At 72.7% G+C, this 17816-nt stretch carries 14 protein-coding genes; 9 read left to right on the top strand and 5 right to left on the bottom strand.

From position 1 onward, the window contains the following. Nucleotides 1–18 precede the first annotated feature (18 nt). Both ASE25_RS16845 and ASE25_RS16840 read left to right on the top strand, forming a co-directional pair. Nucleotides 19–483 (top strand): SRPBCC family protein, encoded by a 465-nt coding sequence (locus tag ASE25_RS16845; RefSeq protein ID WP_056778109.1) that lies wholly within the window; start codon nt 19–21, stop codon nt 481–483. Continuing rightward, nucleotides 483–938 carry a GNAT family N-acetyltransferase gene (locus ASE25_RS16840; protein WP_056778107.1) on the top strand — a complete coding sequence of 152 codons (456 nt, stop codon included), beginning with the start codon at nt 483–485 and terminating at the stop codon, nt 936–938. The genes ASE25_RS16845 and ASE25_RS16840 overlap by 1 nt, the downstream gene beginning before the upstream one ends. A gap of 72 nt (nt 939–1010) precedes the next feature. Here the strand turns inward: ASE25_RS16840 and ASE25_RS16835 are convergent, their stop codons facing one another. From ASE25_RS16835 to ASE25_RS16825, 3 genes are all read right to left on the bottom strand, one after another. Beyond that, on the bottom strand, nt 1011–2969 hold the full coding sequence (locus tag ASE25_RS16835) for a M13 family metallopeptidase (protein ID WP_056826896.1): 1959 nt from the start codon (nt 2967–2969) through the stop codon (nt 1011–1013). Between the two features lie 136 nt (nt 2970–3105). Beyond that, nucleotides 3106–3684: a hypothetical protein gene (locus ASE25_RS22890; protein ID WP_056826749.1), complete on the bottom strand. Its 579-nt coding sequence runs from the start codon at nt 3682–3684 to the stop codon at nt 3106–3108. After that, a complete protein-coding gene (locus ASE25_RS16825; protein ID WP_056826748.1) occupies nt 3681–5027 on the bottom strand; it encodes a PspC domain-containing protein in 1347 nt (448 codons plus the stop codon). The genes ASE25_RS22890 and ASE25_RS16825 overlap by 4 nt, the downstream gene beginning before the upstream one ends. An 85-nt stretch (nt 5028–5112) precedes the next feature. On the opposite strand from ASE25_RS16825, the gene ASE25_RS16820 reads away from it, so the two are divergent. Together ASE25_RS16820 and ASE25_RS16815 are read left to right on the top strand one after the other, a co-directional pair. Then, nucleotides 5113–6606: an ATP-binding protein gene (locus ASE25_RS16820; protein ID WP_056826747.1), complete on the top strand. Its 1494-nt coding sequence runs from the start codon at nt 5113–5115 to the stop codon at nt 6604–6606. Next, nucleotides 6603–7307, top strand: coding sequence for a response regulator transcription factor (locus ASE25_RS16815; RefSeq protein WP_056778093.1), 705 nt, complete (start codon nt 6603–6605; stop codon nt 7305–7307). The genes ASE25_RS16820 and ASE25_RS16815 overlap by 4 nt, the downstream gene beginning before the upstream one ends. Nucleotides 7308–7429: 122 nt before the next feature. Here the strand turns inward: ASE25_RS16815 and ASE25_RS16810 are convergent, their stop codons facing one another. Further along, nucleotides 7430–8260 carry an alpha/beta fold hydrolase gene (locus tag ASE25_RS16810; RefSeq protein ID WP_056826746.1) on the bottom strand — a complete coding sequence of 277 codons (831 nt, stop codon included), beginning with the start codon at nt 8258–8260 and terminating at the stop codon, nt 7430–7432. Nucleotides 8261–8510: 250 nt separating this feature from the next. On the opposite strand from ASE25_RS16810, the gene ASE25_RS16805 reads away from it, so the two are divergent. The 5 genes from ASE25_RS16805 to nirD are packed head-to-tail and all read left to right on the top strand — an operon-like array spanning nt 8511 to nt 16715. Beyond that, complete coding sequence (locus ASE25_RS16805) at nt 8511–10001, top strand: NarK/NasA family nitrate transporter (protein WP_157623475.1); 1491 nt, start codon at nt 8511–8513, stop codon at nt 9999–10001. Nucleotides 10002–10018: 17 nt separating this feature from the next. Next, nucleotides 10019–12145: a molybdopterin oxidoreductase family protein gene (locus ASE25_RS16800; protein ID WP_056826745.1), complete on the top strand. Its 2127-nt coding sequence runs from the start codon at nt 10019–10021 to the stop codon at nt 12143–12145. Beyond that, nucleotides 12142–13704 carry an FAD-dependent oxidoreductase gene (locus tag ASE25_RS16795; RefSeq protein WP_056826744.1) on the top strand — a complete coding sequence of 521 codons (1563 nt, stop codon included), beginning with the start codon at nt 12142–12144 and terminating at the stop codon, nt 13702–13704. Before ASE25_RS16800 ends, ASE25_RS16795 begins: the two co-directional genes overlap by 4 nt. Continuing rightward, nucleotides 13704–16262, top strand: coding sequence for a nitrite reductase large subunit NirB (nirB, locus tag ASE25_RS16790; protein WP_056826894.1), 2559 nt, complete (start codon nt 13704–13706; stop codon nt 16260–16262). The genes ASE25_RS16795 and nirB overlap by 1 nt, the downstream gene beginning before the upstream one ends. Nucleotides 16263–16280: 18 nt before the next feature. Next, on the top strand, nt 16281–16715 hold the full coding sequence (nirD, locus tag ASE25_RS16785; RefSeq protein WP_200959149.1) for a nitrite reductase small subunit NirD: 435 nt from the start codon (nt 16281–16283) through the stop codon (nt 16713–16715). A 141-nt stretch (nt 16716–16856) separates the two neighbouring features. Here the strand turns inward: nirD and ASE25_RS16780 are convergent, their stop codons facing one another. Next, nucleotides 16857–17741 (bottom strand): SDR family oxidoreductase, encoded by an 885-nt coding sequence (locus ASE25_RS16780; protein WP_056826743.1) that lies wholly within the window; start codon nt 17739–17741, stop codon nt 16857–16859. Between the last annotated feature and the right edge of the window lie 75 nt (nt 17742–17816).

The following is a 17816-nucleotide window of genomic DNA, read 5'->3' as shown; positions in this document are numbered from 1 at the left end:
CGATGGCAGGATGCCGCCATGGCCGACAAGAGCTTCCACATCAGCCGCGAGACGACGATCGCCGCTCCCCCGGAGCGGATCCACGCTCTCGTCAACGACTTCCACGAGTGGCAGGCCTGGTCGCCCTGGGAGGGTCTCGACCCGGCGATGGAGCGCACGTACGCCGGCCCGACGTCCGGTGTCGGCGCCGTCTACGCCTGGCGCGGCAACAGCAAGGCCGGCGAGGGCCGCATGGAGATCCTCGAGTCGGAGCCGCAGCACCTCGCCGTGGACCTGCTCTTCGCCGCCCCGATGAAGGCGCACAACCGCGTCGACTTCACGCTGGCACCCGCCGACGAAGGCACCCGGGTCGAATGGGCGATGACCGGCCCGCAGAACCTCGTCATGCGCCTCATGAGCAAGGTGTGGTCGATGGAGAAGCTCATCGGACCCGACTTCGAGAAGGGCCTCGCGCAGCTCAAGCGCACCGCCGAGAGCGCCTGATGGGCCTGGAGATCCGGCCGGCGACCCGCGACGACGTGCCGGCGATCGTGGCCATGCTCGCCGACGACCCGCTCGGCGCCGCCCGTGAGGACCTCGGCGACCCGCAGACGTACGACGCGGCCTACGACCGGGTGGTGGCCGACCCCGGCCAGCACCTCGTCGTCGCCGAGCGTGACGGCTCGGTCGTGGGCACGCTCCAGCTCACCGTCATCCCCGGACTCTCCCGGCGTGGAGCCACGCGCTCAGTCATCGAGGGCGTGCGCGTCTCCCGCGACGAGCGCGGCACGGGTCTCGGGACCGAGCTCGTCACGTGGGCCGTCGAGGAGTCACGCCGCCTCGGGTGCACCCTCGTGCAGCTGACGAGCGACGCGAGCCGCACCGACGCCCGCCGCTTCTACGAACGGCTCGGCTTCGTCGCCTCGCACGTCGGCTTCAAGCTCGCCCTCGACGACTGACCCCGCGGGCGCTGCCAACGGGGTCGGTCGTCACGCGACGGCGCCACTCGGACGGCCGCCGAGGGCGCTCGCTCAGAAGATGCGGACCCTCTCGGCGTCGTCGAGCCACAGGGCATCGCCGGGCTTGACCGCGAAGGCCTCGTGGAACTCGCTGAGGTTGCGCACGGCATTGCCGCGGACGTCCTGCGGGGAGTGCGGGTCGATGGCGAGCAGCCGGATGGCCTCGGCCTCGCGGGCCTTGCCCTTCCAGACCTGTGCCCAGCCGATGAAGAAGCGCTGGGGGCCGGTGAACCCGTCGAGCTCGGGCATGCCGGTGTCCTCGGTCGCGATGCGGTAGGCGGCGTAGCCGATCTGGAGGCCGCCGAGGTCGCCGATGTTCTCGCCGACGGTCAGACCGCCGTTGACCTTGTGGTCGTCGGACAGCCCCGCCGGGGTGTAGCCGCTGAACTGCTCGATGAGCCGCTGGGACAGCGCGTCGAACCGCTCACGGTCGGCCTCGGTCCACCAGTCGCGCAGGGCTCCGGTGCCGTCGTAGCGCGAGCCCTGGTCGTCGAAGCCGTGGCCCAGCTCGTGGCCGATGACGGCGCCGATGCCGCCGTAGTTGACGGCGTCGTCGGCCTCGAGGTCGAAGAAGGGCGGCTGGAGGATCGCGGCCGGGAAGACGATCTCGTTCATCGACGGCATGTAGTAGGCGTTGACGTGCTGCGGCAGCATGAACCACTCGGTGCGGTCGATCGGACCGCCGATCTTGGCGAGGTTGCGGTCGACCTCGAAGGCCGAGCTGCGGCGCACGTTGCCCACGAGGTCGGTCGGGTCGATCTCGATGGCGGCGTAGTCCCGCCACACGTCGGGGTAGCCGATCTTGGGCGTGAACGCGTCGAGCTTGTCGACGGCCTGCGCACGGGTGTCGGGACCCATCCACTCGAGCGAGGAGAAGGACCGGCGGAAGGCCTCGACGAGGTTGGCGACGAGCTGCTGCATGCGCTCCTTGGCCGCCGGCGGGAACCAGCGCTCGGCATAGAGCTGGCCGACGGCCTCGCCGACGCACGACTCGACGACGGAGACGCCGCGCTTCCACCGCTCCTTGTTCTCCGGCTGGCCCGAGAGCGTGCGGCCGAAGAAGTCGAAGTCCTCGTCGACGAACGACTGCGGGAGCACCGACGCGAACTCCGACAGGACGTGCCAGGTCAGCCACGAGCGCCAGTCGGCGACGTCGGTGGACTCGAGCGCGGCGCCGAGGCCGGTGACGAAGCTCGGCTGGCGCACGACGACCTTGTCGAACGAGCCCGCAGGCGCACCGAGGCCGGACAGCCAGGCGTCCCAGGGGAACTGGGGCGCGAGTGCCTTGGCCTCGTCCAGCGAGTGCGCGTTGTACGTCTTGATCGCATCGCGGGTGCTCACGGTGTCCCAGTGCGAGGCCGCGAGGAGGGTCTCGAGCGCCATGATGCTCGTGGCCTTGGCTCCTGCGTCCGGGATGCCGGCGAGACCGAGCAGCCGCTCGATGTGGGCGACGTAGGCCGTGCGGATGTCGGCGTACTTGTCCTCGCGGTAGTAGGACTCGTCCGGCAGACCGAGACCGGCCTGCTCGAGATAGACGACGTAGTCCTCCGGCGAGCGCTCGTCGGGCGACACGAAGTGCTGCAGGGCGCCGGCGACACCATCACGGGCGACGCGGCCGAGGGCCGCTCCGAGGGAGTCGACGTCGTCGACCGCCGCGACCTCCGACAGCACCACCTGCAGGGGCGCGAGCCCGAGCTCCTCGATGCGGTCGGTGTCGGTGAAGCTGGCGTAGAGGTCGCCGACCTGGCGCTTCGGCGACCCGGGGGCGCCCGCCTCGGCGGCGGCCGCCTCCTCGATGAGATCACGCACCCGCGCGGTGGACTCCTCGCGCAGGATGTCGAAGGTGCCGAAGCGGGCCCGGTCGCCCGGGATCTCCGTCGTGTCGAGCCAGGTGCCGTTGACGAACCGGAACAGGTCGTCCTGGGGCCGGGCGGACCGGTCGAATCCCTCGAGCGTGATGCCGGACTTCATGAGCACGTTCTCTCCCCACTGCGAGTGCCGGACGTGACCGGCGAGCGTGCTGCCGAGCCTAGTCACGACCGCCGACGCCACGTGCAGCAACCACCCGGGAGGAGGTATGCCGTGCGCTGGCGTCGGCGGCCGTGGCTCAGCGCCGCAGCCGGCCGGCGACGACGCCTGCGAGGCCGACGAGCAGGAGCATCCCGCCGAAGGCACCGATCATCGACGGGCCCACCATCCGGAAGCTGAGGTCGGCGTTCGTGAGGTTGGCGACGAGGATGTAGGCCGCGACGAGCATCGTCAGCAGGCCGAGCATGATCGACCCGGGCCGCGGGCCCTTGCGGACCGTGACGAGGGCCGGGCGCGGGGCGGGCGCGGGAACCGTCGGTGCCGGCCACGAGGGATCGGGCGCCGAGGTCGTCGGCGGCGGCAGGTGCGGGAGGCGGGCCCCCTCGGCGACGGCGTCGTCGGGGACCGGCGTCGCGGGCTCGACGCGGAAGGGCGTCGCCGACGGCAGCGCCTGGGTCGACGTGGCCGGGATCGTCGTCGTCTCCGCCGGGTCGGGCGTCGAGTCGGGCGTCGGTGCCGGCACCGGGTCGGCCGTCGGGTCGCGGAACTCCGCCGTCGGGTCCGGGGTGTCGTTGCTGCTCATGTCGCTGCTCTCCGCTGGGTTCGTCGTCGGGTCGTTCGTCGGGTCGTTCGTCGGGTCCTGGGGTCGGGCGCTCATGACGCGCTCGCCGTCGTGATCTTGATCTGGCCGACGCCGAGGTCGGCGTCGACGACGATCTCGGGGGTCTTCGTCGCGTCACCGAAGGTGACCTTCTGCGTCCAGCCCGTGCCCTCGTGCTGGAGCTGGTCCGGACCGACGCGTCCCATGCCCTCGCCGGCCACGCCGGGTCCCGTGGCGATGATCTCGCCGGCCCGTGCCCTCGTGTTGACGACCACGTTGACGCCCTCGGGGACGACGAGGTCGAGCTCGCCGACGCCCATCGTCGTCGTCACGGTGTCCGTTCCGGTGGTGCCCTTCCAGTTCGCGTCGCGCAGGTCGACCTTCATCTGGCCGAGGCCGAGCTCGAAGGCTGGAGCCGGCGTCATCGAGGTCACCGTGTAGCTGCGGTCGCCGGCCTGCCAGGGCTGGGACAGACCCATCGGCGCAGCCGTCGTGGCTGCGGCCGCGATCATGCCGGTCACGGCGAAGAACGCGAGCCCTCCGGCCCGGCGGCCGGCGATGCCGGCCACGAGGATACCGAGGCCGAGCACGCCCAGCCCGGAGGCGATCCCGACGGCCACGTGGTTGCCCGGCCAGCCGGCGGCCTGGGCGACGGACGACATCACGACACCGACGACGATGGCGAGCCCGAGGACGAGCAGCCCACCGGCGAAGCCGATCGCGCGGGTCCGCTCACGGACGGGCGTCGGTGCGGGTGGCCGCGGCGTCGCGAGGGTCGCGCCGGCGTTGGCTGCCGCGTTGCCCGTCGAGCCGTATGCCGTCGCGGCCGCGGCCGGCGGGGTGCCGGCGCCCGTGCCGGGCTGGCCGGCGGCTGCACCGGTCACGGGGTCGACGGTGGTGGCACCCGCTGCACCCGGTCCGCCGGTGCCGCGGTTGCGCCACGGCGCCTGCTGCATCAGCTCGCGGCCGGTGGCGGTCCGGGTCGCGAACCACCAGGCCCCCACGACGAGGAGCACGAAGCCGAAGAAGCGGAAGCCCCTCGAGTCGCCGCCCCACCAAGGCCCACCACCGAGGACCGAGATGGCCGTGACGACGAGGAGGAAGATCGAGCTGCCCTCGCCGTGCTTGAGGGCGCGCTCGACGTGGATCTCGCCGCGCTCGTCGGGCATGAGGAGCCACAGCACGAGGTAGAGGGCGACGCCCATCCCGAAGAAGATGGAGAAGAGGATGAAGCCCGCCCGGACGACGAGCGGGTCGACGCCGAGCCAACGGGCCAGGCCCGTCGCGACGCCGGCGAACCAGCGACCGTCTCCCTGACGCACGATCCCCGGGCGTCGCAGAGCGGTGTAGAAACCGTCGAGGCCGTGCCCCTGCGGAGGGGCGTCATTGCTTTTCGTCATGCCACCACAGTGACGCGCCGGACGCCCGCCAACCATGAGGGTCGACCCTGAGCGCACCCTGACGCGACCCCCAAAGGAGGCCGGGATGGTCGCTCTCGCCCGCCGGGTGGGTCAGGATGGAACGGTGCAGACGGCATACGAGAACGGAACGGGCCCCGTGCGCCCGGCCTGGCGGGCGACGCCACGGCCCCCGCTCGTGCGCCAGCGGCAGGGCAAGGTCATCGCGGGAGTCGCGATGGGGCTCGCCGAGCACCTCGGCCTGCCGGTCATTGCCGTCCGCGTGGCGCTCGTCCTGACGAGCATCCCCTTCGGCGCGGGGCTCGTCGTCTACGTCTTCCTCTGGGCCACGATGCGCGAGGTCGGCGACGTCGACCCCGCCGTCTCCTCCGCCCCGCCCCTGTCGCCGGGCGACTCGATCGCCGCCGGCCCCGCGAGCGCCGGCACGACGTCCGGCTCTCCCGGCGTCCGACAGCACCACGTCGACCTCGCCGGCCTGCGCACGTGGCTGCGCAGCGGCAACCAGGCCGTCATCATCACGCTCCTCGGCGTGGCCGCTCTGGCCGTCGCGGGGGCGCTCTGGCTCGGGGGTGCCGGTCTCGACGTCCACGCGGAGCTCATCCTCCCGGTCGTCGCCATCGTCATCGGCGCGATCTTCTTCTGGTCGCAGCTCGACGACACCGACACCCTCGGCGCGCGCCGCCCGGTGCGGTGGATCTGGCTCGTCGTCGGCCTCGGCCTGACCATCCTCGGTCTCGTCGGCCTGCTCGTGCGCGGCACCAACCTCACCGAGCTGTGGCAGGTGGCGGGTGCCGTCCTCGCCGCCCTCGTCGGGGTCGCCGTCCTGTCGGCACCGTGGATCCTGCGGCTCTGGAGCAACCTGCGCCTCGAGCAGGCCGCGCGCATCCGGGCCACCGAACGTGCCGACATCGCCGCCCACCTGCACGACTCGGTGCTCCAGACCCTGGCCCTCATCCAGCGCCAGTCCGGCGACGCCGCGACCGTCGCGCGTCTCGCCCGGGCCCAGGAGCGGCAGCTGCGCAGCTACCTCTACGACGAGGACGCCCGGGCCGGCACGCTCGGTGCCGCGCTCACCGCGGCCATGGGCGAGGTCGAGGACCTCCACGGCGTGCCCGTCCAGCTCGTCGTCACCGGCGACCGGCCGATGGACGAGCACCTCGACGCCCTCGTGAAGGCCGTGCGCGAGGCCACGTGGAACGCCGTGCGCCACGCGAGCCCGCCCGTCAGCGCCTACGTCGAGGTCGGACCTGACGCCGTCGAGGCGTTCGTCCGCGACCACGGCGCGGGCTTCGACCTCGACACCGTGCCCGACGACCGAGCCGGCGTGCGCGAGTCGATCATCGGCCGCATGGAGCGCCACGGCGGCACGGCCCGCATCCGGCGCCGCGCCGACGGCACCGAGGTCGTCCTGCGCCTGCCGGTCCGGCAGCCGCACGAGCCCGAGGCGTCCGCCGCCGGCGGTCCCGCTGATCCCCCCGCACCCGTCACCACCCCCAGCAGCACTGCCGGCAGCGACCCCCGCAGCACGCCGGACCCCGACCCCCAGGAGCAGGCTTCATGACCGACCCGCGGACCATCCGCATCGTCATCGTCGACGACCACCACATGTTCCGCACCGGTGTGCGCGCCGAGCTGACCTCCCTCGCCGCCACGCCGCGGGCCGGAGCCTTCACGCTCGAGATCGCCGGCGAGGCCGGTGCGGTCGAGTCGGCCGTGCAGGTCATCAAGGAGCAGCGGCCCGACGTCGTGCTCCTCGACGTGCACCTGCCCGGTGGCGACGGGCACGGTGGCGCCGACGTCATCCGAGCGTGCGCCGGGGTCCAGTCGGGCGCCGACGTGCCGGTCCGCTTCCTCGCGCTCTCCGTCTCCGACGCCGCCGAGGACGTCATCGCGGTCATCCGCGCCGGTGCCCGGGGCTACGTGACGAAGACGATCAGCGCCGAGGAGCTGCTCACCGCCATCGGTCGGGTGGCCGACGGCGACGCCGTCTTCAGCCCGCGCCTCGCCGGCTTCGTCCTCGACGCGTTCGGCGCGACGGCCGGTGAGGTCGCCGAGATCGACGAGGAGCTCGACCGCCTCTCGGCGCGCGAGCGCGAGGTGATGCGCCTCATCGCGCGCGGCTACCAGTACAAGGAGGTCGCGAAGGAGCTCTTCATCTCCGTAAAGACCGTCGAGACCCACGTCAGCTCGGTGCTGCGCAAGCTCCAGCTCAGCTCACGCCACGAGCTGACGGCCTGGGCCATGGGGCGCCGCCTCCTCTGACCCGCCGCATCCTCCTGCGCCCTGGACCGAACGCGGCGTTCGGTCGCGAAAGCGTTGTTAGAACAGAGAGTTCGTCACCGAACGCGACGTTCGCGACGTGGGCGGGAGCGGGCGTATGCCGGTCAGGCGGGGTCGGCGACGAAGCGGCGCAGGGCGGTGACGATGATCTCGGGCGCGTCGGTGTGCACCCAGTGACCGGCGCCCTTGATCGTGAAGAGCCGCGTGCGCGGGAAGTGGCGTCGCATGCGCTCGCCGTCCTCGCGCTTGACGTACCGAGAGTCGCCGCCGGCGACCCACAGCACCGGGCCCTCGTAGGGCGCGAGCTCGTCGGCGTCATGGGGCCAGTCGGCGATGCGTGAGTCGACCCCCAGCGCGGCGTCGCCGGCGACGAGGTCGAGGTTGACCTGCCAGCGCCACGTCTGGCCGTCGCGGCGCAGGTTCTGCAGGAGGAAGGCCTTGACGCCGGGGTCGGGCTCGCTGAAGCGGGCCTCCGCGTCACCGCGGCTCGTCAGCTCGCCGAGCGGCAGGGCCTGCATCTCGCGGATGTAGCCCTCGAAGCGCTCGAGCGAGCCGTAGCCCTTGGGCGCGATGTCGACGACGACGAGTCGCTCGACCAGCTCGGGGTGGCGCAGCGCGAGCACCATGGCGACCTTGCCGCCGAGCGAGTGGCCGACGACGGCCCACTGCTCCCCCTCGCCGACCGCACGGAGCGTCGCCGCCACGGCGTCGGCATACGCGTCGAGCGAGAACTGCTGCGACCACGGGGACCGGCCGTGGTCCGGGAGGTCGACGAGCAGGCAGCGGGCGTCCGTGCCCTCCGGGCCGCTCACCGCCTTGGCGATCTGGTTCCAGTTGCGGCCCTGGCCGAAGAGCCCGTGCAGGAAGGCGATGCGCGGCCCGGCCGTGCCCACGGACAGGGTGTTGAGGGAGGCCTGGTCAGCAGCCGTGGTCATGAGCGCGAGCCTACGCGGCGGTCCACCTCACGCTGCTCCCGGTCGTCCGTGAGGGCCCCGCGGGAGCGCTCCGTGCGTGACCTCACCGACCCTCCCGGAGTCCGTGAGACAGCTGTAACCACGGTGTCACAGCGGACCCGGCGACCGGCAACACCGGCTTCCTAGCGTGAGCGTCACGCTCTCGCAGCGGCCCAGAACCGCCTCACCCCGTCACCGTCCCGCTCGGCTCGAGCAGCCCAGGAGGAACCCCGTGAGCACCACCACCGGAAGCAGCACCGACAGCACCACCGGCAGTGCCGCCGAGACCAGCACCGCGTCACCCACTCTCGCTCCTGCGCTCGACCGTCGCGGTCGCTTCCGTGAGCTCACCGCCCCCAGGACGCGGGTCATCCGCGACTGGGACCCCGAGGACACGGCGGCGTGGGAGGGCGGCAACAAGGACGTGGCGCGCCGCAACCTGATCTGGTCGGTGGCCACCGAGCACATCGGCTTCTCGATCTGGTCGATCTGGTCGGTCATGGTCCTCTTCATGCCGCAGGCGGTCTACGGCTTCACGCCGGCCGACAAGTTCTTCCTCGTCGCCGTCCCGACGCTCGTCGGCGCTGTGCTCCGGGTGCCCTACACGATGGCGACGGCCTTCTTCGGCGGTCGCAACTGGGCCATCGTCAGCGGCATCGCCCTCCTCGTGCCGACCACCCTGACGTGGTGGCTCATGGTCAACCCCGGCCACTCCCTGACGACCTTCCTGCTCGTGGCCGGTCTCGCGGGCCTCGGCGGCGGCAACTTCGCCTCGTCGATGACGAACATCAACGCCTTCTACCCGCAGCGGATGAAGGGCTGGGCCCTCGGGCTCAACGCCGGTGGCGGCAACATCGGCGTGCCGGTCATCCAGCTCGTCGGGCTCCTCGTCATCGCGACGCTCGGCAACCGCCGACCCGAGGTCGTCTGCGCCGTCTACCTCGTGCTGCTCGCCGTGGCCAGCATCGGCGCCGCGGTCTGCATGGACAACCTCGACCACCAGACGGCGAACCCGAAGGCGATGCTCGAGGTGCTGCGGCACGCCGACGCCTGGGTCATCTCGCTGCTCTACATCGGCACCTTCGGCTCGTTCATCGGCTTCGGCTTCGCGTTCGGCCAGGTGCTCAACCAGACGTTCCTCGCCGGCATGACCGGCGGCGCCACCCCGACCCCGGCCCAGACCGCGGCGGCGAGCCTGCACGCCGCGCAGATCGCCTTCATCGGACCGCTCCTCGGCTCGGTCAGCCGGGTCTGGGGCGGCAAGCTCGCCGACCGCCGAGGCGGGGCCGCCGTGACCCTGTGGACGTTCGTCGGCCTCAGCGTCGCGGGCGTCCTCGTCACCCTCGCCGCTCGCTCCGACGACGTGACCTCGGGCGCGGCGACCGGGCTCCAGCTCACCGGCCTCATCGGTGGCTTCGTCCTCCTCTTCGTCCTCTCGGGCATCGGCAACGGCTCGGTCTACAAGATGATCCCGGCCCTCTTCGAGGCGAAGTCGGCCTCGATCCCCGGTCCCGCGGTCGAGCGCACGGCCTGGTCGCGCTCGATGGCCGGCGCCCTCATCGGCATCGCCGGCGCCATCGGTGCCCTCGGCGGCGTCCTCATCAACCTCGGGCTGCGCGCGTCCTACCAGGGCGCCGGCCACTCGGCCACGGCCGCGTTCGTCGTCTTCACGCTCTTCTACGTCGGCGCCGCCACCCTGACGAAGGTGCGCTACCGCCGATGACCGCCACCTCATGGAGAATGCCGTCCCGCTCGCTCGGTGGGGACGTCCCCTCCGAGCGGGCGGGCGTCGCGACGCACTGCGCCTACTGCGGGCTCCAGTGCGCGATGACGCTCACCGGGTCGTCGGCGGCCGACCTCACGGTCAGCCCTCGTCGCTTCCCGACGAACCGGGGTGGCCTGTGCCAGAAGGGATGGACGAGTGCCGAGCTCCTCCGGACACCCCGGCGGCTCACCACTCCCCTGGTCCGCCGCGACGGCGAGCTCACCCCCGCGTCGTGGGACGAGGCCCTCGACGTCGTCGCCGAAGCCATCGTGCGGACGCAGGCGGCACACGGGCGGGACGCCGTGGCAGTCTTCGGCGGTGGGGGTCTGACCAACGAGAAGGCCTACCAGCTGGGCAAGTTCGCGCGAGTGGCGCTCCGCACGAGCCAGATCGACTACAACGGCCGCTGGTGCATGAGCTCGGCCGCCGCCGCCGGCATCCGCTGCTTCGGTCTCGACCGGGGTCTCCCCTTCCCCGTCACCGACATCGGCTCGGCACACGCCGTGCTGCTCCTCGGCGCCAACCCCGCCGAGACGATGCCGCCCTTCCTGACGCACCTCGTCCGCGCCGCCGACGCCGGAGGCCTCATGGTCGCCGACCCGCGCCTGACGCCGACCGCGGCCAAGGCCGTCGACGGCGGCGGGCTGCACTTGCAGCTGCGCCCCGGCACCGACGCCGCCCTGGCCCTCGGGATGCTCCACCTCGCCGTCACTGAGGGGTATGCCGACCGCGGCTTCGTCGCAGAGCGCACCTCGGGCTTCGACGACCTCTGGCCGATCGCCGCGCAGTGGCTGCCCGAGCGCGTCGAGCGGGTCACGGGTGTCGCCGTCACGACGATGCGGGCGGCCGTCGCCGCGCTGGCCCGCGCCCGCGACACCGAGCGCGGCGCCTACGTCCTGTCGGCCCGCGGCAGCGAGCAGCACGCGAGCGGCACCGACACGGTGACGGCCTTCATCGCCCTCGCCCTCGCGCTCGGGCTGCCCGGCAACCCCGGCACCGGCTTCGGCACGATCACCGGCCAGGGCAACGGCCAGGGCGGACGTGAGCACGGCCAGAAGGCCGACCAGCTCCCCGGCTACCGCAAGATCGACGACCCGGCCGCCCGGGCCCACGTCGCCGCGGTCTGGGGCATCGACCCCGGGGACCTGCCGGGTCCGGGCCGCAGCGCCTTCGAGCTGCTGTCGGCACTCGGCACCGACGGCGGCGCCCGCGTCCTCATGGTCCACGGCAGCAACCCCGTCGTCTCGGCGCCCGACGCGCGGGTCGTGGCCGAGCGCCTCGCCGCCCTCGACCTGCTCGTCGTCTCCGACTTCGTCCTCTCCGAGACGGCCGCCGTCGCCGACGTCGTGCTCCCCGTGCTCCAGTGGGCCGAGGAGGAGGGCACCCTGACCAACCTCGAGGGCCGGGTCCTGCGCCGCCGCAAGGCGCTGGACGCCCCCGCGGGGTGCCGCAGCGAGCTCGAGCTCTGGAGCGACCTGGCACGCCGGATCGGTTGCAGCACAGCCTTCCCCACCGACCCTCGGGTCGTCTTCGACGAGCTGCGCCGGGCCTCGGCCGGCGGACCGGCCGACTACTCCGCGGTGACGTGGGAGCGGCTCGATGCCGGCGAGAGCCTGCACTGGCCGTGCAGCACCGAGCGACCGCAGGGCACGCCGCGGCTCTTCCTCGACGCCTTCGCGACACCCGACGGCCGCGCCCGTTTCGTCGCCGTCGACCACGTGGGGCCCGTGGAGGCCGACGACGCGGCATACCCCCTGGTCGCGACGACGGGGCGGGTGCTGCAGCACTACCAGTCCGGCGCCCAGACGCGGCTCGTCACCGAGCTGTCGGCGGCGGCAGGCGACATGTTCGTCCAGGTGCACCCCGACACGGCCGACGCGGCCGGGCTCGGCGACGGCGACCTCGCCGACGTCGTGAGCCGTCGCGGCCGCACCCGCGCCGTCGTCCGCGTCGACGACGACATGCGCGCCGACGTCGTCTTCCTGCCCTTCCACTGGGCCGGCGACGCGCGAGCCAACTCGCTGACCCACGCCGCCCTCGACCCGACCAGCCGCATGCCCGAGTTCAAGGCGTGCGCCGTCCGCCTGGAGGCCATCGCATGACCCGCCACCGCAGGCACGTCCTCGTCGTCGGCAACGGCATGGCCGGCGCCCGGCTCGCCGAGGAGATCCGCCACCGTGACCCCGACGCCGAGCGCTTCGCCGTCACGGTCGTCGGCGAGGAACCGCACGCGGCCTACAACCGGGTGCTCCTGTCGACCGTCGTCGCCGGCGGCATCAGCCCGCGCGACACCCGCCTCAAGCCCGACGGTTGGTGGGCGGCGCGCCACATCGACGTCCTCGCCGGCTCCCGGGTCGCAGCCGTCGAAGCCGACGCACGCAGGGCGACGCTCGACACCGACGGCACCGAGCGCGTCGTCACGTGGGACGAGCTGGTCCTCGCGACCGGCAGCACGAGCTTCGTCCCCCCGACCGAGGGGTTGTATGCCGGCTCGCCCGGTCCCGCGACCCCGCTGGCCGACGGGGTCGTCGCCTTCCGCACTGTCGACGACTGTGGCCGCATCGTCGAGGCAGCCGAGTCCGCCTCCACCGCAGTCGTCCTCGGCGGCGGTCTGCTTGGGCTCGAGGCGGCCCGTGGCCTGCTGGCCCGCGGCGTCGACGTCACCGTCGTGCACCCGCAGGACTTCCCGATGGACCGCCAGCTCGATGCCGACGGCGGCGCCGTCCTGTCCCGCGTCGTCCGCGGGATCGGCGCCCGCCTCGTCCTCGGACGCCTCGTCGTCGAGCGACACGGACCGGTCGACGGGGTGTCCGCCCACGTCGTCCTCGACGACGGCACGAGCCTCGCCGCCGACCTCGTCGTCGTCGCGACCGGCGTCCGGCCCCGCACCGACCTCGCCGTCGCGACCGGTCTCGACGTCGACCGCGGGATCGTCGTCGACGACCGCTTGGCCACCTCGTTCCCGCACGTCCACGCCATCGGGGAGTGCGCCCAGCACCGCGGTGAGGTGCCCGGACTCGTCCAGCCCGGCTGGGACCAGGCCCGCGTCCTCGCCGACGTGCTCACCGGAGCCGACCCCGACGCCACGTACGAGGGCACGAGCGTCCTGACCCGGCTCAAGGCTCCCGACATCGACCTCGCGAGCATGGGCACCGTCGACGTCGACGTCCACGACCCCGGTCACGAGGTGCTCGCCTTCACCGACCCGAGCCGGGGCCGCTACGCCAAGCTCGTGCTGCGCCAGGACCGTCTCGTCGGCGCCATCCTGCTCGGCGTCGGTGACGCGGCGGGCGTCCTGACCCAGCTCTACGACACCGGCTCGGTCGTCCCGCGGGACCGTCTCTCGCTCATGCTCGGTCGCGCGATCACCCGGTCGGGAGCGACCGAGGCCGTCAACCTCGCCGAGATGCCCGGCGCGGCCGTCATCTGCCGGTGCAACACCGTGACGAAGTCCGCGATCGTCGGCGCCTTCCGGGCCGGCGCCGAGACCGTCGGTGCGGTCGCCGAGGCGACCCGCGCGACGACCGGCTGCGGCTCGTGCAAGGGCGCCGTCGACGGCCTCTGCTCGTGGCTGCGCTCGTCGGAGCCCGCCCCCACCCCCACCTCCTCGACCCCCGAACCGGCGCCGGCAGCCGCCGCCCTGACCGAAGGAGCCGCCTGATGTCCACCACCACCGAGAACCCGACGGGCACCACCACCCGCACCGTCGTCGTCGTCGGCCACGGCATGGTCGGCCACCGCTTCGTCGAGGCCCTGCGCTCGCGCGACACGGAGAGCACGTGGAAGGTCACCGTCCTCTCGCAGGAGGCGGAGGCGGCATACGACCGCGTCGGCCTCTCCTCCTACGTCGGAGCCTGGGACCGCACGTCGCTCGCCCTCGCGGGCAACACGTATGCCGGTGACGACCTCGTCGACCTGCGGCTCGGCACCCGGGCCGAGCACGTCGACCGCGAGGCTCGCACCGTCACGACGAGCACCGGGGACGTCATCGCCTACGACGAGCTCGTCCTCGCGACCGGCTCCCACCCCTTCGTGCCCCCGGTCCCGGGCCATGACTCGACGGGCTGCTTCGTCTACCGCACGCTCGACGACCTCGACGGCATCCGCGTCGCCGCCGAGTCCGCGATCGAGCGGGCCGCGGTGGAGGGGCGCGAGGCGAACGGCCTCGTCGTCGGCGGTGGCCTGCTCGGCCTCGAGGCGGCCAACGCCCTGCGCCTGCTCGGCCTCACGCCGCACGTCGTCGAGTTCGCTCCCCGCCTCATGCCGCTCCAGGTCGACGACGGTGGCGGCGCGGTGCTCGAGGGGCTCATCAGCCACCTCGGCGTGCAGGTCCACACCGGCGCCGGCACGAGCTCGATCGCCGCGCAGGACGACGGGCGCCTCGCCGTCGAGCTCTCCGACGGCACGGCGCTGCTCACCGACCTCGTCGTCTTCTCGGCGGGCGTGCGCCCGTCGGACGCCGTGGCGCGCGCCGCCGGCCTCGACGTCGGGGAGCGGGGCGGCGTCCTCACCGACGCCGCCTGCCGCACGAGCGACGAGAACGTCTGGGCCGTGGGCGAGGTCGCCGCCGTCGAGGGTCGGTGCTACGGCCTGGTCGCCCCCGGCTACACGATGGCCGAGGTCGTCGCCGACCGGCTGCTCGGGGGCGAGGCGACGTTCCCCGGCGCCGACCTGTCGACCAAGCTCAAGCTGCTCGGCGTGGACGTCGCCTCCTTCGGCGACGCGATGGCCACGACCCCGGGGTCCCTCGAGATCGTCCACACCGACGCGACGAAGGGCACCTACGCCAAGGTCGTCGTCAGCGACGACGCGCGGACGCTGCTCGGCGGGATCCTCGTCGGAGACGCCTCGGCGTACACGACACTCAAGGCGTACGTCGGCCGCGAGGTCCCGGGCGACCCGGGTGCACTCGTCTCGCCCGCCGGCGCCGAGCTCGGCGCGGACGCCCTCCCCGACGACGCCGTCATCTGCTCGTGCAACAACGTCACCAAGGGGTCGATCTGCGGTGCGATCGCCGAGGGCGCCTGCGACCTCGCGGCCATCAAGGGCTGCACGAACGCCGGAACCACCTGTGGCGGTTGCCTGCCCACCGTCAAGAAGCTCCTCGTCGACTCGGGCGTCGAGCTCTCCAAGGCGCTGTGCGAGCACTTCGAACAGAGCCGGGCCGAGCTGTTCGAGATCGTGGCCTCGACGGGCATCCGCACCTTCTCGGGGCTCCTGGCGCGCTACGGCACGGGCACCGGCTGCGAGATCTGCAAGCCCACCGTCGCCTCGATCCTCGCCTCGACGAGCAGCGACCACGTGCTCGACGGCGAGCAGGCGGCGCTCCAGGACAGCAACGACCACTTCCTCGCCAACATCCAGAAGAACGGCACCTACTCCGTCGTCCCGCGGATGCCCGGGGGTGAGGTCACGGCCGAGCAGCTCATCACGATCGGCCAGGTGGCCCAGGACTTCGGGCTCTACGTCAAGGTGACCGGCGGCCAGCGCATCGACCTCTTCGGCGCCCGCGTCGAGCAGCTGCCCGCCATCTGGCAGCGCCTCGTCGACGTCGGCATGGAGTCAGGGCAGGCCTATGGCAAGTCGCTGCGCACCGTGAAGTCGTGTGTCGGCTCCTCGTGGTGCCGTTACGGCGTGCAGGACTCGGTCGGGATGGCCGTCGACCTCGAGCACCGCTACCGCGGTCTCCGCTCGCCGCACAAGATCAAGTTCGGCGTCTCGGGCTGTGCGCGCGAGTGCGCCGAGGCCCGCGGCAAGGACGTCGGCGTCATCGCCACCGACAAGGGCTGGAACCTCTACCTCTGCGGCAACGGCGGCCAGACGCCGGCCCACGCGCGGCTGCTCGCGAGCGACCTCGACGACGAGACGCTCGTGCGCTACATCGACCGCTTCCTCATGTTCTACGTCCGCACGGCAGACCGCCTCCAGCGCACCGCCCCGTGGCTCGACGCGCTCGAGGGCGGTCTGGAGCACCTCAGGGCCGTCGTGTGCGACGACTCGCTCGGGATCGCCGACGACCTCGAGGCAGCGATGGGCCGTCACGTCGAGGGCTACCAGGACGAGTGGAAGGCCGTCCTCGACGACCCCGAGAAGCTCTCGCGCTTCGTGTCGTTCGTCAACGCGCCCGAGGAGGCCGACCCCACCGTCGCCTTCGACGAGTCCGGCCCACGCAAGGTGCCGGTGCTGCTCGGGCTGCCCACCGTCCGTGAGAACGCCTGATACCGAAGGGAACCCGTCATGACCACACTCGTCAGCCCACCCCAGGGAATGTCGGCCGAGGTCGCGGCCGCGGCCGGTCGCAACGTCGTGCGGCCCGGCATCCTGCCGTCCCCCGGAGCGAGACAGTGGGTGTCCGCCTGCCCGGTCACGGCGCTCGTGCCCGGCCGTGGTATCGCCGTGCTCCTCCCCGGCGGCGCCCAGGCGGCCCTCTTCCTGCTGCCCAACGGGATGATCTACGCCGTCGACAACCTCGACCCGTACGCGCGGGCAGCGGTCCTCTCGCGGGGCCTGACCGGCGACCGCGGCGGCGAGCCGACCGTGGCCTCACCGCTGCTCAAGCAGGTCTTCTCGCTGCGCACCGGCGCCGCCCTCGACGATCCCGAGGTGGCCTTGCCGACGTATGCCGTCCGCATCCAGCACGGCACCGTGCGGGTCGGCCTCCCCCTCCCCTGAACCGTCGAAAGGCCACGATCTGCGGGTCCCCCACCGTCGAAAGGCCACGATCTGCGGGTCCCCACCGTCGAAAGGCCACAAACCGGAGCCCGGTGTGTGGCCTTTCGACGGGTGGAACGGGGTGAGCGGGGTCAGGCGGGGTCAGGCGGTGGGGGTGGTGGCGACGAAGGCGGCGCTCAGGGCGCCCTCGAGGCTGGTCGTCGGGCGGCCGATGAGACGCGACAGGTCGCCACTGTCGGTGAACAGGGCCCCCTCGGCGACCCCGCGGTCGCTGTCGGCCAGCACGCCGGCATACCCTTCGGGAAGGCCGGCCGCGACGAGGGCCGCGGTGTAGTCGGGGACGGACAGGTCGCGGTAGGCGACCTCGCGTCCGGCGACGCGACCCACCGTCTCGGCGAGCTCGCCGAGGGTGAACGCGTCGTCGCCGCCGAGCTCGTAGACGGCGCCCTCGTGACCCCGTCCGCCCTCACCCGCGAGCACGACGGCGGCGGCGTCGGCATAGTCGGCCCGGGTCGCGGCGCTGACGCGCCCGTCACCGGCGGCACCGAGGACGGCGCCGTGCTCGAGGACGGTCGGCAGCTGGCCGGTGTAGTTCTCGAGGTACCAGGAGTTGCGCAGCAGGGCGTGCGGCAGGCCGGACGCCGCGAGCAGCTCCTCCGTGGCACGGTGCTCGGCGGCCAACGCGAGGTCGGACGTGTCGGCGCGCGTGATGCTCGTGTAGGCGAGGAAGCCCACCCCGGCCCGCTTCGCCGCATCGATGACGTTGGCGTGCTGGGCGATCCGCTGGCCGACCTCGCTTCCGGAGACGAGGAGGAGCCGGTCGATACCTTCGAACGCAGCGTCGAGCGACGCCGGGTCGGTGTAGTCGGCGCGGCGCACCACGACACCGCGGTCAGCCAGGTCGGCGACGGACTCGGGGTTGCGGGCGATGGCGACGACGTCGGCGGCGGGCGTGCCGCGCTCGAGGAGGGACTCGACGACGAGACGGCCGAGGTGACCGCTGGCACCGGTGACGAGAAGGGTCATGACGTTCCTTTCGGGTGGGGCTGACACCCTCAAGAACGACCGCTACGACAGCATGCTTCCCAGAAGTTAGTACCC

This window comes from Terrabacter sp. Root85 (assembly GCF_001429185.1).
Classification (GTDB): domain Bacteria; phylum Actinomycetota; class Actinomycetes; order Actinomycetales; family Dermatophilaceae; genus Terrabacter.
The sequence above is the reverse complement of the archived record's forward strand: the minus strand, read 5'-3'. Positions and strand labels throughout refer to the sequence as shown.